The sequence below is a fragment of the Hymenobacter qilianensis genome, assembly GCF_014489555.1.
GTDB lineage: Bacteria > Bacteroidota > Bacteroidia > Cytophagales > Hymenobacteraceae > Hymenobacter > Hymenobacter qilianensis.
The window spans coordinates 2,866,324-2,880,895 of record NZ_CP060784.1 but is presented as its reverse complement, the minus strand read 5'-3'; the positions used below and the strand labels follow the sequence as shown (position 1 = coordinate 2,880,895).

General features: G+C 58.4%; 16 protein-coding genes. 9 read left to right on the top strand and 7 right to left on the bottom strand.

Translation table 11 applies throughout. From position 1 onward, the window contains the following. Positions 1–62: 62 nt before the first annotated feature. From H9L05_RS13275 to H9L05_RS13260, 4 genes are all read left to right on the top strand, one after another. Complete coding sequence (locus tag H9L05_RS13275) at positions 63–257, top strand: hypothetical protein (protein WP_187731379.1); 195 nt, start codon at positions 63–65, stop codon at positions 255–257. After that, positions 215–511 carry a hypothetical protein gene (locus tag H9L05_RS13270; RefSeq protein WP_187731378.1) on the top strand — a complete coding sequence of 99 codons (297 nt, stop codon included), beginning with the start codon at positions 215–217 and terminating at the stop codon, positions 509–511. The genes H9L05_RS13275 and H9L05_RS13270 overlap by 43 nt, the downstream gene beginning before the upstream one ends. Before the next feature lie 58 nt (positions 512–569). Beyond that, positions 570–2,327, top strand: a complete 1,758-nt coding sequence (locus tag H9L05_RS13265) for a DUF885 domain-containing protein (RefSeq protein ID WP_187731377.1) — start codon at positions 570–572, stop codon at positions 2,325–2,327. A 106-nt stretch (positions 2,328–2,433) separates the two neighbouring features. Beyond that, on the top strand, positions 2,434–3,579 hold the full coding sequence (locus H9L05_RS13260) for an AMP-binding protein (RefSeq protein ID WP_187731376.1): 1,146 nt from the start codon (positions 2,434–2,436) through the stop codon (positions 3,577–3,579). A gap of 24 nt (positions 3,580–3,603) precedes the next feature. Here H9L05_RS13260 and H9L05_RS13255 read toward each other — a convergent pair whose 3' ends face one another. Together H9L05_RS13255 and H9L05_RS13250 are read right to left on the bottom strand one after the other, a co-directional pair. Further along, positions 3,604–5,730, bottom strand: a complete 2,127-nt coding sequence (locus tag H9L05_RS13255; RefSeq protein WP_187731375.1) for an FUSC family membrane protein — start codon at positions 5,728–5,730, stop codon at positions 3,604–3,606. A gap of 360 nt (positions 5,731–6,090) precedes the next feature. Beyond that, positions 6,091–6,792 (bottom strand): hypothetical protein, encoded by a 702-nt coding sequence (locus H9L05_RS13250; RefSeq protein ID WP_187731374.1) that lies wholly within the window; start codon positions 6,790–6,792, stop codon positions 6,091–6,093. 287 nt (positions 6,793–7,079) lie between these two features. Here H9L05_RS13250 and H9L05_RS13245 point away from each other — a divergent pair, with 287 nt between their 5' ends. The 5 genes from H9L05_RS13245 (at position 7,080) to H9L05_RS13225 (ending at position 10,879) form a co-directional block, all read left to right on the top strand. Next, entirely contained in the window at positions 7,080–7,562 is a 483-nt protein-coding gene (locus H9L05_RS13245; RefSeq protein ID WP_187731373.1) for an ABA4-like family protein, read from the top strand. Positions 7,563–7,564: 2 nt separating this feature from the next. Next, a complete protein-coding gene (locus H9L05_RS13240; protein ID WP_187731372.1) occupies positions 7,565–8,443 on the top strand; it encodes a hypothetical protein in 879 nt (292 codons plus the stop codon). A 57-nt stretch (positions 8,444–8,500) separates the two neighbouring features. Beyond that, positions 8,501–9,529 carry a sensor histidine kinase gene (locus H9L05_RS13235; RefSeq protein ID WP_187731371.1) on the top strand — a complete coding sequence of 343 codons (1,029 nt, stop codon included), beginning with the start codon at positions 8,501–8,503 and terminating at the stop codon, positions 9,527–9,529. A gap of 31 nt (positions 9,530–9,560) precedes the next feature. Beyond that, complete coding sequence (locus H9L05_RS13230) at positions 9,561–10,019, top strand: DoxX family protein (protein WP_187731370.1); 459 nt, start codon at positions 9,561–9,563, stop codon at positions 10,017–10,019. A gap of 68 nt (positions 10,020–10,087) precedes the next feature. Then, positions 10,088–10,879 carry a LytR/AlgR family response regulator transcription factor gene (locus tag H9L05_RS13225; RefSeq protein ID WP_223284422.1) on the top strand — a complete coding sequence of 264 codons (792 nt, stop codon included), beginning with the start codon at positions 10,088–10,090 and terminating at the stop codon, positions 10,877–10,879. 37 nt (positions 10,880–10,916) lie between these two features. On the opposite strand, the gene H9L05_RS13220 is transcribed toward H9L05_RS13225, so the two are convergent. From H9L05_RS13220 to H9L05_RS13200, 5 genes are all read right to left on the bottom strand, one after another. After that, complete coding sequence (locus H9L05_RS13220) at positions 10,917–11,717, bottom strand: LytR/AlgR family response regulator transcription factor (RefSeq protein ID WP_187731369.1); 801 nt, start codon at positions 11,715–11,717, stop codon at positions 10,917–10,919. Positions 11,718–11,897: 180 nt separating this feature from the next. Beyond that, positions 11,898–12,671, bottom strand: a complete 774-nt coding sequence (locus tag H9L05_RS13215) for a sensor histidine kinase (RefSeq protein ID WP_223284950.1) — start codon at positions 12,669–12,671, stop codon at positions 11,898–11,900. After that, positions 12,590–12,961: a hypothetical protein gene (locus tag H9L05_RS13210; RefSeq protein ID WP_187731367.1), complete on the bottom strand. Its 372-nt coding sequence runs from the start codon at positions 12,959–12,961 to the stop codon at positions 12,590–12,592. The genes H9L05_RS13215 and H9L05_RS13210 overlap by 82 nt, the downstream gene beginning before the upstream one ends. 69 nt (positions 12,962–13,030) lie before the next feature. Next, positions 13,031–13,702, bottom strand: coding sequence for a DUF2306 domain-containing protein (locus H9L05_RS13205; RefSeq protein WP_187731366.1), 672 nt, complete (start codon positions 13,700–13,702; stop codon positions 13,031–13,033). 154 nt (positions 13,703–13,856) lie between these two features. Further along, positions 13,857–14,456 (bottom strand): hypothetical protein, encoded by a 600-nt coding sequence (locus tag H9L05_RS13200; RefSeq protein ID WP_187731365.1) that lies wholly within the window; start codon positions 14,454–14,456, stop codon positions 13,857–13,859. Between the last annotated feature and the right edge of the window lie 116 nt (positions 14,457–14,572).

Sequence of the window (14,572 nt, the reverse complement as noted above, 5' to 3'; positions counted from 1 at the left end):
CGACCCGGATCCGACGCGGTCAAGAGCATATTCTGGTTGTAGCGCGCTACGCGGCCGAAGGCATGGCAGACCCCACATACGACGAAGCTATGCGGCGCATTCGGCGCATGCACTGGCTGCACTACCCCACACAGGCGGCCGTAATGGCTGCTTTAGTATTGGCCGCCAGCCGCCGCACCGCCAGCTCGGGCGCCGTAAATCCGCAGATTGCGACGTGGCCCGCGCTGTTGCTGCTGGGGGCTTATTGGTGGTGGTAGGCGTGCTCGTTTACCTGGTTTCCGCTCAGATCAAGCCGAACCTGCGGCGGCCGGCGGCCGAGAACATCCGCCTGTACAAAAGCCGCGTCTTTCTGCGCAACAGCTTACTAGGGCTGACGGGCCTGCCGCCGTTAGTTACTTTCACCATCACCAGAAGCCCTCTTGATTTGGTTTTCTTTGGGTGTTTGCTGCTGGCGCTCTGCGTGGTAATGGCACCCTCAGCCAAGACGTATCAGCGGTGGCTGATTAGGTAGCTCTACATTTACGGTCTCTGCTTACCTACCACAAGGCTCACCCCCTAACAGATTATTTATGAGAGTTCCGGTACTCTTCACTTTCTCCCTCCTGCTCGTCACGGGCGGGCTTCGAGCCCAACAGCAGCCAGTCCAGAAAGAGATAGCGGCTGCCCTGGCGGCAATCAAGGATTTTGAGAAGCAATCGTGGAAGCGCGACAGCAGCAGCAACCAGGTATTGCGCTCCCGGACAGAAAGCAGCTTTGCAGCCAAAGGCCGTTTCTACCAAAAAATTAACGCCCAACTAAAGGCGATTAATCAGAAATCATTGTCTTTCGATGACCAGATTAACCTGGAATTATTAAGCCACGATGTGCTGGATGAATTGGCCGAATATCAATTCAAATCCTACTTAAATCCCATCCAAACCGATGCTGGTTTTCACGCTACACTGGCCTCAAGAGGAAACACCATTATCCATTCTAAAAAGGACGCTGAGCAGTACCTTATTTTATTAAAAGACATTCCGCGTTTCGTTGATGAGAACCTGCAATTAATGCGGCTGGGTATTGCCGCCGGCATTACCCAGCCGCGAGAAGTGCTCAATGGCTATGAAACCAGCTACACCCAGCACATAGTGGAAACGGCTGAGCAATCGGTGTTCTGGAAGCCGTTTGCGACAAAGCCAGCCTCAATTTCCGAGGCCGACTGGGCAGCACTGCAAACCACTGCAAAAGCCGTTATCAACAAGGATGTAACGAGCAGCTACCGAAAAATAAAGACGTTTTTTGATCAGGAGTATTTGCCCAAAGCTCGCCCTACGCTGGGCGCCTCGGGGTTTCCTGATGGTCGGGCTTATTATGAGGATCGGGTGCGGCACTTTACCACCACCAATCTTACTTCGGAACAGGTGTATCAGCTTGGCTTAAAGGAGGTAGCGCGGATAAGGGGTGAAATGGATAATGTTATCCGCGACGTAAAATTTAAAGGCAACTTCAAAGAATTCATCGCCTTTTTGCGCACTGATCCGCAGTTTCAGCCAAAAACAGCGGATGCCCTACTGAAGGATGCGGCCTACATTGCCAAAACCGTGGAGGGCAAATTGCCTTCGCTATTTGGTAAGCTGCCCCGGCAGCCATTCACAGTAGTGCCCGTCCCGGAATATTTGGCCCCCAATTATACTGCGGGGCGGTATTCGCGGGCGCCTATCAGCAGCACGCGGGCCGGTGAGTACTGGGTAAACACGTCCAATCTGCCGAACCGTACGCTGTACACGCTTGAGTCATTAACGCTGCACGAAGCCGTGCCAGGTCATCATTTGCAGATTTCCTTAACCCAGGAATTAACCGGTTTGCCCGAGTTCCGCAGAAATAGCTACATCAACGCCTTTGGCGAAGGCTGGGGATTATATAGTGAATACCTGGGGCACGAAATGGGTTTTTATAAGGACCCGTACAGCTTATTTGGCCGACTGACTTATGAAATGTGGCGGGCCTGCCGCCTGGTGATTGATGTAGGTATTCACTCCAAAGGTTGGACAAGGGAGCAGGCCGTGGCTTATCTGGCAGACAATACAGCGCTTTCGCTGCACGAAGTGAACACCGAAGTCAACCGCTACATTTTGTGGCCTGGGCAGGCGCTGGCCTATAAGATGGGCGAACTAAAGATCAAGGAAATGCGCCAAAAGGCTGAGGTAGCGTTGAAAGACGACTTTGACATTCGCGCTTTTCACGACATGGTGCTTTCCAACGGCACGGTTACGCTATCCATTCTCGAGAAGATGACGGATCGGTTTATTCAGGAGCAGCAGGGGAAGATCAAAAAGAAGAAGAGTTAAGAACGATTTATGCCACAGTTACTCGGCCACTTTAGGCAGCTCCAGGCATTATCCGTATGCAGTTATGGCTCTTTACAAACGTTTGCCGCGCTCCTCTGCTTTGCCCATGCCTGATACTTCCCTCCTTCCCGATTCCCTTCTCCTCAACGGCCGCGAGTTTCGCTACGCCGACATCAAGCAATACCCCGCCGATAGTCCCGTAGATCTGAATGGCTACGAGGCCAAGGTGCTGGACTTCTGCCGGCAGTGGCTGAATGGCACGCTGGAATTTGGCCTCCAGACCTCCGGCTCTACCGGCGAGCCCCAGCGGATACAGCTGCGGCGGCAGCAGCTCGCGGCTAGTGCCCACCGCACCGGCGACTACTTCGACCTGGGGCCCGGTGACCGGATGCTGGTGTGTTTGAACTGCGAATATGTGGGTGGGCTGATGATGCTGGTGCGCGGCCTGGAGCTGAATCTGCACCTGACCATCGTGGAGCCTCACGCCGACCCGCTGGCCCTGGTGCCGCCTGGGGCGGCGTTCGACTTTGCTTCTTTCGTGCCGTTGCAGCTGCGCACGGTGCTGGAGAATGGGCACGCGGCGCGGCTCAATAAAATGAAGGCTGTTCTGGTAGGCGGCGCGGCCGTGGAGAGCGGGTTGGCGCGGGCCGCCCAGGCCCTCACGGTGCCCGTGTATCATACCTACGGCATGACCGAAACCGCCTCCCACATTGCGCTGCGCCGCCTCAATGGCCCCGATGCTTCGCTGACCTACAAAGTGCTTCCCGGCATTCATGTGGAGCAGGACGAGCGCGGCTGCCTTGCGGTGCGCGCCGACGTTACCAATGATCAGCTTATTGTAACCAATGACCAGGTGCGCCTGCTGCCCGAAGAGCACGCGTTTGAGTGGCTGGGCCGCGCCGACTTTGTCATTAACTCCGGGGGCGTGAAGGTGCAGGCCGAAAAGGTGGAGCAGGTGCTGGAAGTAGCGCTGGCGGAACTCAATTTGCCCCCCAGACGCACCTTCGTGACCGCCCGGCCCGATGAGCGCTTGGGTGAGCAGGTAACGGCTTTTCTGGAAGGCGCCCCGCTATCGTCGATGCAGAGCGAGCAGCTCCTGGCGCTGCTCACCGAGCGTCTGGGTCGGTATGAGCGGCCCCGCGAGCTGGTGTTTGTCCCGCAGTTTGAAACTACGGCATCCGGCAAGCTGGACCGGCGGGCAACGCTGAAAGCAGCGCTGGCAGCCGGCGGCGCGGGCCGCGGTAATCAGTGAGTGGCTACGCCAACACCGCCTCCGTTACCCGGCTGATATCGCCGCTGACTTTCTGAATAAACTCCAGCTGCTCCAGCACCTGCCGGTCGTCGGCGGTGGGGGCTTTTCTGCGCGCTCCGCCGGGGCGGCAGGTAGCGCGGGCGCTGATTCAGGGGGCGCGGCGGGAGTCAGCTTTTGCAGGCTGGTGGTGAGGGCGGCCAAGGCCCGGCGCAGGGCGCGCTGTACTTCCACGGAAGGCGCTAGGGACGGCTGGGCCCGCACGGCGGCACTCAGGGTGGCGATATTGGAGGACAGAATATGGTTGAGCACCACAAACTGATGCACATCCTCGCTGCGCTGCTGCTTGCTTTTGGGCTCGGACAGCATGCGCTGAAAGGCCGCCGCCAAGTTGGCCGAACTCACGTACACTTCCTTGCGCGCCAGTCGGTAAGGAATAAAATCGGGGGGCCGGCCGGCGAGGCTTTCCGCCAGCTGCTGCAGGTAGCGCCGGTTGGCGGACAGCACCCGGCCCATATAGTCGCGCAGCTGCTCCGACTCCCAGTTGGGAAACAGCAGGTAGCCCGCCGTCAGGGCAATGACGCAGCCGACCACCGTATCCAGCAAGCGCTCCTGGGCCACGGCCAGGTAACTCCCGCCCAGAAAGCTAAGCATGACAACCACGAAGGACGTGATGAACGTGACGTAGGTAAGGTAGTGGCGGCGCTGAAAGCTGAACGACAGCACCATCAGAAGCAGAAGAAAGGCAAACTGCAGAGGCTGGCTGGTGATGCTGACCAGCAGTAGCACCCCCAAAAAGCCCCCCAGCAGCGTCCCGATGATGCGCTCGTAGTTGCGCTTCTTGGTCAGGCTGAAGGCGGGCTTGAGCATGTATACCGCCGTCATCACAATCCAGTAGCTGTGGCTGCCAGCAAACACCAGCTTGGCAACAAGGAATGCCACCCCGCTGGCCAGCAGCACGCGCACGGCGTGGCGAAAAACGGCCGATTTAAACGTCAGGTTGCTGCGCAAAACGCCTAACCCGTAGTCCTGATGCGATACGAAGCGGCCGTACTCCACCTCCGTGGTGCGGCGGGTGGGCGCGGGCGCCGGGGCATTGAAGTAGCCCAGCACATCTTCCAGGCGCTGAACGAGGTTGCGCAGATTAACGAGCAGCTTTTTGAGCACCAGCGTACGAACCTCCGGGTGCTGCTGGCCCACGGCCTCTATGTGAGCCTGCAAGTGCTCCAGCTGCTGACTGTGGTTGGCGCGCGCATGAAACGCGCGGTTGGACTGCATGGCCAGGCTAATCGTGTCCAGCTCCTCGGCCAGCTGCTCAATCATGCGGCCTACTTCCGCCAGCACGCCCGTGGTTTGAAACTGCGTCCGCAGGGCCGCATAGTCGTAATACGTGGTGGTAATGTGCTCGTACAGGTCGACCACGTCTATGAAGGTGAGCAGGAGCCGGCGACTCTCGGGCGTGGATTCGCGCACGATCTGCCGGGTTTTGAACAGCAACTCGCGCACCGCTTCCTGCTTTTCACTTACCACTACCTGTTGGGCCACCAACTGGCGGTAGCTCCTGTCTAGGTCGGTATGGGCGTGGTAAAAGTTTGCCTTTATTCGAAGAAACTGAGCAATAGCGTGCACGCATTCGCCGATGGCCTGCTGGGCCGGCCGGTAGGGCCACACGCGAAAAATCAGCAGCCCCAGCGCCATGTACCAAATGCCCCCCAGCAGGGTCAGCAGGCTGTGCGTGAGCACTTGCGGGGGCGTAAGCGGCCGATCCATGTTCAAAATCATGATCAGCAGCGCCGCCGAGCCGAGCGCCGCCGCCCGGTTGCCATAGACGTTGAACATGGTAAACAGGAAGCTGAGCACCAACACCTCCAGCCCCATCGTCCAGGGGCTGAGCCGGGCAAAGCCAGTAAGCAGCGCCACCAGGAATATAGCCAGATTGCCGTAGAGCATGCCATTGCGCTTGTGCTTTACCGGCCCCGGCGAGTCGATCAGGCTAATGCACAGCGCCCCAATGGAAAGGGAAATGCCCGTTTCGAGCTGCCCAAGCTGGCCCAGCACCAACGGCGGCAGCAGCACCGCCAGGGTGATGCGCACGCCATCCGAGAAATCCTGGCTGAATAAGAAATACTGTATTTGACGAGTCGCATTATTCATGGGGCAAGGGTGCGGCGGGACCAGGCTAGCGCGGCGGAGCGAAGAAAAGCCCTAGTTACGCAGCCGGACACCTTTACGCAGAATACGAATCCGGGAATAACTGCGCGGCGAGCCGCCGGCCGCTAGTACCCGTGGGCAAACAGGCGGCCTGGCCGCTACAGAAGTCTGCATGGAGTAGCTGGCGGCGCCCAAAAAAGCCCCCGAGGACAATTCGGGGGCTTTTTTACTTTATAAAACCAAGAAAGGAACACGGTAGCGGTTACGGAGGCGGCAGCCGACGTAGCCGCGTAGGCTGAGCGTCTGACTCCCTCTCTCCTAGGGGAGAAGGGGATAGGGGTTGAGGCAGCCAGAAGCTATATTCTACTTTTGCCAGTCTTCGGCGCGCAGCCCATCTTGGGAAAGGAGCCTCTGCCGGCCTCTCATTATCTTGTACAAATCACCCAGAAACAGCTTTACCCGACCGTAGAAGATGACGCCGCTCAGCTCATCTTCCAGCTTGTCGTTGATAAATAGCATCTGGCGGTAGCCAGCGCCCCCGCCCAGACCCAGCCACTTAAACACCCGATAATGGCTGACGATGGAAGGCTCCAGAATATAAATCTGGTCTTTGTCGGAGCGGCGCACTTGGCCGTTGGGGAGTTCATAGCGGGAGTAAAACTTACCCAATCCAATCTGTACGGGCGTGCTCAGCTCCCAGCGCGGGTTACCGATGAGCACATATTCGCCGTAGCCTACCAGGTAGCGAAAACGCAGCTCATCGCGGGTGTTAGGGGGCAAATCGGGGGGCAGTGGAGCATCGGTGGGCACGCCGCCGCTGAGCAGGTACACGCCCAGGCCGGCCCGCAGACGCCCATTAAATTCGATTCCGCCTTTCAACCCATTGATACCGACCACCTTGCCATTAAGCAGCGAGAAGCGCTGGTCGAACTGAAACACCGGGCGGCGGTGGGTTTGCCGCACGAACGCACTGTCGGGCACCACGGCCGCGTGCGTTGCGCTGGCCGCGTGCGTGGCAAGTGCCGGTTTCAGCAGCAGGAGCAGCAGGAGTACGAGCTTATTCACAGGCTAAAAGTACGCGTCCACCAGGCAGAAATACGTGAGTGGAAGGATGGCCAGCCCACTTGCCCCGGAGTACTTTAATTCAACGCAGGTATCATCTGTGGGTTATCGGTCGATGGAAAGCCAATAAAAAAAGCCCCCCAGCTGGGTTTCCCACATTTGCCCCAGCCCACAGCAACGGTTCACCACAGAATATTGCCGGTTCACCCGGCGTGGGGTCGGCTTCGCTTGGTTAGGGATTTCCTGGGGTAGAAATCAGGGGTAGTTTAGTAGAAATAAAGCTCTCTGCTATGCTTACGCCCACTACCTTGTTCTCCGTTGCCAACACCGTAGCCATGCTGGGATGGGCCTTGCTGCTGATTGCGCCGCGCTGGATGGTTACGCGCCGCCTGGTGCTCAGCGGGGTATTGTCGCTGGGGTTGGCTGTGGTTTATGCCGTAGTCATTGGGGTGCATTATGCGGGGCCGCAGGGCAGTGTGGGGGGCTTTTCTTCGCTGGCTGAAGTTGCGCTGCTTTTCCAGGATCCGTGGGCGCTGCTGGCGGGCTGGGTGCATTATCTCTGCTTCGATCTGGCCGTGGGCGCGTGGTCGGCGCGCGATGCGCACCGCCGCGGAGTGCCGCACCTGCTGCTGATTCCGTGTCTGCTATTCACCTTTTTGCTTGGGCCAGTAGGGCTACTGCTGTACGCCATCGTGCGCCGCTTTTACCCGCTGAATTTGCCCCCCAGCCCCGCCCCAGCCCTGGATTCTGTTCGTTCATCTTATTCGTCATAGGTATGAAAACGCTCCTCTTCGCTTCTGGCAACTCCGCTTCATTTGTCCCCCGCCGTCCGCTGCTCCTGAGTTCGGGCCAGGATCTGCGCGAGTGGCTGGTCATTCTGCACCGCTGCAATCCTGTATTGTCGTGGGCGGGGTGGCTGAGTGCGGGATTGGCCCTGCTTGCCCTGGCGCTGGTGCCGTTTGATGAGCGCGTGGTAACGGGCCTCAACGTTTGGTTCAAGCCCCTCAAGTTCTCGCTTTCCAACCTTATCTATTTGTGGACGCTGGGCTGGCTGCTGGCCGATTTGCCGGCGCCTGCACAGCGGGCCGTGCGCCTTATCAGCTGGGGGGTAGCCATCAGCATGACGGTCGAAATTGCGGCTATTTTCCTACAGGCAGCCCGTGGCACTACTTCGCACTTCAACAATAGCTCCGTCTTCGATGCGCTGGTATTTGCCGCCATGGGCCTGTTTATCGCCATCAATACCCTCTTGCTGGTGTGGGCCTTGTATCTGATGCTGCGCCACCGGCCTTTTGGTTCGGCTGGGTACGTGTGGGGCATGCGGCTGGGGCTGCTGCTGTTTTTGCTGGGCAGCGCCATTGGTGGAGCCATGATTGGGCAAAACGCGCACACCGTAGGCGCTCCCGATGGTGGCGCCGGCCTGCCCGTGCTGGGCTGGAGCACCCGCGCCGGCGATTTGCGCGCCGCCCACTTTCTGGGTTTGCACGCTTTGCAGGCGCTTCCGTTGGCCGGTTGGCTGCTGGCCCGCGCGATGCCTAGTTGGAAGACTGGTGCCCAAACAGCGGGGATTTTTGCTTTCGCGGCGCTCTACGCCGGTGGGGTGGCCCTGCTATACTGGCGGGCGCTGAGCGGTCTGCCGCTGCTTTCGCAGTAAGGGAAAGTGCGTAAGTTGCCGCCAGGCCCACGGGGGCCAAAACCCACGCCACCCACCATGCAAGACCGTCAGTTGCTGCTGTTTGGAATTCCGATTGTAAGTCTGCTCATGCTGCTTCCCGAGGCCGACTACGCTTTTCGGTCTGTTCCGGTGTTCCTGGTCAGCTGGCCGATTTCGCTTGTTTACACGCTTACCATTTGGCTGGGAACGCGCGCTATCTGGCAAGGGCTTATTCGCCGGTTTCCTGATGTGGGTCAAACATCGGTGCGCATCTGGTGGCTGGCCGCTGCTTGCCTGCTCTACGCTAGTTTGGCCACCGTTTCCATCACCGTCGGGCTCACACTTTTGCTGCCCACCGAACTATTTGGGGTGCTAAGTGCCGAGCGAATTTTCGTGCAAGTACTGCTGAATCTGGTGCCTACTTCGGTAGTGCTGCTTGTGTACGAAAGCCACCATTTTTTTCAGAAGTGGGAGCAGAATGTGCGCCATGCCGAGCAGCTTACCCAAGCCGGGGTACAAAGCCAGCTCGAAGCCCTGCAAAACCAGCTCGATCCGCATTTTTTGTTTAACTCGCTCAATACGCTTTCGGCCCTCATTGAGCCTGGCAATGCGGCGGCCCAGGAGTTTGTAGAGCAGCTAGCCGATGTGTACCGCTACGTGCTGCTCAGCCGCGAAAAAGTAACGGTGCCGCTGGCGGAGGAGCTGGCTTTCGTAGACACGTATGTGGCTCTGCAAAAAGTCCGCTTTCGCGATAACCTGCGGGTTGAGCAGGAGATTCCACCGGTGGCGCTCACTTGGCACGTGGCTCCCCTGAGCGTGCAGTTACTGGTGGAAAATGCGCTCAAGCACAACGTCGCCTCGCGCGAAAACCCGCTGGAGCTCCGCCTCACCGCCGATCCGGCCACCGGGTATTTTACAGTGGAGAATATTCTGCGACCAAGGCTGGCGGGGCTCGTGCGCTGCACCGGCACTGGCTTGCGCAATGTGCAGCACCGCTACGAGCTGCTGCATGCCTCTCAGCCAGTAGAAATCAGCACTGAGAATCAGCGGTTTCGGGTGCGGCTGCCGCTGCTGGGGCCTCGCTGAGGCAGGGCTTTTTTCTTTTACAGCTATCGGTATGAAACCATTATTTGTGTTGCTCGCCATGTTCGGTCTGTTGGCTGGCGGCACGTATATCCTGCATGGCAGCCCAAATTATGTCTTCGCCGGAAACGGAGCCATGGCTGCCATGCTGCTGTTTACAGGAGTGGCGCACTTTGCCTTTACCAAAGGGATGATGCAAATGCTGCCGGACTTTCTGCCCGCCAAAAAAGCATGGATATTGGCAACCGGCGTGCTGGAGCTACTGGCGGCAGTGGGGCTGCTACTCCCAGCGTTTCGCTGGCATACGGGCTGGTTACTCATGGCCTTTTTCGTCCTGATTTTGCCCGGCAATATCATTGCGGCTCAACGCCATCTGAACTACCAGACCGGCACCTTGGATGGGCCAGGGCCTCGCTACCTCTGGTTCCGCATTCCGCTCCAGCTGTTCTTTATTGCCTGGACGTGGTATTTTGCCTTAGCTCTGCCTTTATAGCTCGCTGCATTTCTCCAGGAGGCCTATTTTATCCCCTATCCCCTCAATTATCTAATTCATTAATCCAGATGCCCCTCAAGCTATCCATGACCGTTCTGGTGCTCGAAGATGAATACCCGGCGGCGGAGCGCCTCCAGCGGCTACTCCACCAGGCGGCGCCGGAGGCCAAGGTGGTGGCGGTGCTGGATAGCGTGACGGCCGCCCTGGCGTGGCTGAAGTCAAATTTGCCCCCCGACCTTATTCTGGCCGATATTCACCTGGCCGATGGATTGAGTTTCGAGCTGTTTGAGCGCACCGTTGTACGGAGCCCTGTCATCTTTACCACCGCCTACGACGCCTACGCCATCCGGGCTTTCAAGACCAATAGCATCGACTATTTGCTGAAGCCCATCAAGCTGGCTGAGCTGGAGGCCGCCCTCCGGAAGCTGGAGCAATGGCGGACGCCTACTGCGCCGACCCCACCCGACGCGGCCCAGCGCCTGGAGCGCCTGCTCGACAGCCTGCCCCTCCCCAATCAGCCCTACAAATCGCGCTTTCTGGTGCGCAGCGGGGAGCAGCAGCTGCCGCTACTCGTCGGGCAAATCGCCTGGTTTCAGAGTCGCAATGAAGTCACGACGCTCGTGGCGCTGGATGGCCGCCGGTTTGTGGTGGACTACACGCTGGAGCAGTTGGAAGGTCTGCTCGACCCTAGGCAGTTTTTCCGGCTTAATCGGCAGTTTGTGGCGCATTTGCAGGCGGTGCAGCGCCTGCACCCTCATTTCAACGGCAAGCTGAAGCTGGATTTGGCCCCCAGCCCCACTGATGAAGTGGTGGTGAGCCGGGAGAAAGCCAGCGTATTTAAACACTGGCTGGAAGGCTGATGCAGCGGGTCCGAACTTGGGCTGGGGGGCAAATTTGCTACCTGTCCAGCCACGCTTTGAAAGCCGGCACCCGCTCACGACTTACCAGCACAGGGCCCTCGGGGCAATGCTGAAGCACGGTTTGCAGGCGGTAGTTGGTGTAGTGAATAATGTCCTGAATGGCGCTGGCCTGGGCAAGATACGTGCGGTTGAGGCGGAAGAACTGGCGCGGGTCGAGCAGGCTTTCCAGCTGCTCCAGCGTGTAGTCCACCACAAACCGGCGGTTCTCGCGGGTTTGAAGCAGCGTGGCTTTTTCGAGGCTGAAAAAGTACGCTATCTGCTCCGTGGCGATGGTTTTGAGATGCTCCCCTACTCGCACCACGAATTGCTCCTTGTAGGTGGGCCGGGGGGTTTGCATCTGCTGTAATACTTGCACCAGCAAGGCCGGATCGAAGGCCGTGGGCGCGGCCGCATGAGTGCTGGCGCGCCGCTCGCGCAGCTTTTGCACGGCCGCTTCCAGCTCTCCGGCATCAATGGGTTTGAGCAGATAATCCACGCTGTTCACCTTGAAAGCCCGGATAGCATATTGGTCGTAGGCGGTGGTGAAGATAACCGGACAGGGCACCGTAGTCTGCTCAAACAGCTCGAAACTCAATCCGTCGGCCAAATGAATATCCAGAAACAGCACGTCGGGCGCAGACTGCAATGTAGCGAGCAGCACCTTGGCCGCCGCCACCGATTCGGCCGTGGCCACTACCTCCACCGCCGGCTGCTGCCGCCGCAGCAGCTCCGTGAGACGCCGGGCGGCCAGGGGTTCATCTTCGATGAGGAGGGCACGAAGCGCAGGGGAAGTTGACATGAGTTAATCGGTGTTTTTGGGTGCTCTGGGGGGCTTTTTTCGTGCTGGGTAGAGACGCAATATCTTGCGTCTAATGGTCGCGGTCGTTGGTCAGCTTAAATCTACCTACTAATCAGCATGAGTTGGCTGCTGGCTAAGTTCAACGATAGGACACAAGATATTGCGTCTCTACACCCTGAATTAGCCTATTTCTAACAACGGCAGCGTCACGACAAACTCCGTGGCGGTGGGCTGAATGAGTAGGGGCTGCCTGGTTAGAAAAGCGTAGCGGGCTTGCAGGTTGCGCAGGCCCAGGCCGCTAGTTTCTTCGGGGCTGAGGCGGCGCGGCCGTAGCGTGTTGCGTAGGGTGAGCTGTCGGGCGGGCAAGTTCAGCTCGAAGCCGATATGCAGGGGTTGCTGCTGAAGCGCCACGTTGTGTTTCAGTGCGTTTTCCAGCAACAGCTGCAAGCTCAACGGCGGCACCATCAGGTTCGGCGGCACGCTGTCGGGGTCGGGCAGCTCAGCCTGCAAGGCCTCACCGTAGCGAATGCGCTGCAAAAAAAGATACGCTTTGGCAAACTCCATCTCATCGGCGAGCGGCACCACTTCCCGGCCACGGGCATCGAGTACGTAGCGGTACACCTGCGACAATTGCCGAATGAAGCGCACGGCCAGCTGCGGCTCTTCCTCTACCAGCGAAGTAAGCGCGTTCAGGGCATTGAACATGAAGTGCGGATCGAGCTGCTGACGCAGGGTTTCGGCCTCGGCCTGCGCCATTTCCTTTTGCAAACGCTCGGTCTGCACCACGGCCTCGCGCCAGCCCAGCAGGAACGACCGGCTGTGCATAAACATGGAAATCAACGCCGTGATGACCAGCGGAAACAGGTAGCCGTCTATATATTGAGGCGAGACCAGCAAGGCCGGATTTTGCCCCCTGTACAGGATATAGCCCAGCCGCACGAGCACGATAACCACCAAAGAGCCCCCAGCGACACTAGCAGCGTAAGCGCCAGCCGCTTGGCTGGGGCCTGCTTCCATCTCACGTACCGGTCTAGCCAATCCACGGAGTAGCCATTGGCCAGCCACAGACCCGTGGTGTAAATGGCCGTCAGCACGAAGTTTATGGTCAGCTCCCGCGGATTGTCCAAGCATTTCAGACAGGTAAGAAAGCTGATAGTCACGGAAAGCAACAGCAGCGTCAGAAGAATGCGCAGCCAGGCCCGGGTGGCTTGTCTGGGGGGCATTGTGGGATTGTGTGCGGACATAGAGCAGGCGGGGAAACCAGGCTCAACAAGCGTGGTAGCGCTGGCAAGATACGGGCTGGTAGACAAGGGCTAGAAGGAGCGGTTAATGGTGATTAAATCGGGCTTAGAAGCGTCTGGACGCAACGCATAGTAGAGCCCAAAGCCCAGCACTAGTGTCATCCCCACCACCGATGGCCCAAACTGGCTATATGGCTTGTATTGTGGTAGCACTGTGCCTGTGAAGGCTGATACCAAGGCAAAATAGGCGCTTATCATCTTCCAAAGATGGTCGTAGCGCCACAAGGTGCGACGCCATAGTGGCACAAAGCGGAAACGCGCCAAATCATACAACGTCATGACTACTAAGGCACCTAGGGTCGAGTAAATAATGCCCGGCGTCCAGACCAGCTCAATGGCTTTAAGGCAAAACACCAGCACTACACTACTCACTAAAGCTCCGGCGGCCACCCACCCATCGAGGCGGGTAGGGCCAGTCGCGCGGGTGCGCACCGCCCGATACCCCGACCACGCCTGATACACGCTCAGCAGCACAATTCCGACCAGGTAGCCGCGAAAATCGAACACCGCTAGGCCAAGCACTGCTGTGAGCAACACACCTGCGGTTGCCGCCAAAAACCAGCGGCCGAAGCGGCGGTGACTTGCTCCACCCTTGCGCCCCGCCATCGGCACGAGGCCAAGCAACATAGCCAGCGTGCCGCAAACGATGTGTAAGCCAATGTTGAACTGATGCAGCAGGTCCATGATGGCAGAAGTTACGGAGAGAAACTGAGTACACCCGGCGCCGCTCTCAGCCGCGCCAGGTGTACTTAGAGTTATTGCTTAGCAGCCTGCGCGCTAGCGGCTTGTTCATATGCCTTCAACCGGCTTGTTAACTGCCGTTCGCCCCAGCTGGGTGCTAACGGGCTGCTGGGCTGAAAAGCAGCAAACCGGGCTTTCGCTTCCTCAAAAAGTGGCTTAGCAGCCTCAGGGCCGCCCCAAACATCTTGGGTGTAAAGTAGACGTTGTTGCCGAGCACCAGATAGATGCGTGGGTTAGCGGGGTTTATGCCTTTAGCCTGCCCAAGTACCTCACTCACCATGCGCGAGTATTTGCCCGAGCGGTCCATGGGTGAAATACCTAGCCGTGCCTGGTAGATGTAGCCTTGCAACACCAGCAGCTCCGATTCGTCGCCGCGCAGCTTGCGGGCCTGGGCTAGCGCAGCCTCGGCCTGGTCGAGGTACTCGTCTTTGGTGTCGCCGTCTTCTTTGCTTTGAAAAGCGGTAATCAACAGGCCGTACGCCTGATAATAGGCGGGCAGCCAATCAGTGGGTGCGGCGGTGGCCGCTCGCTCAAATTTGCTTACAAGCTGCCTGAGTTGAGCAGGGTCGCCGGTGCTGTTTAGCTCCATAATGGTGGCTGCCATCATGTCGGTGTAGCCGGCGGGGGCGGCGGTTTGTTGGGCGGTAGCGGAGAAGGAAGCAGCCACGAAGGCCAGCAGGAAAATGAACGTTTTCATGGTTTGCAGAGGAAAAATGAAGTGAAAAAACTGTGTAGTGGAGAGCTTGGGTCAAAGGTGGACCCGCGCCGAGAGGAGAAAAATTTTGTGTTACTGAAGCGTCGGTTGAGCCGGAT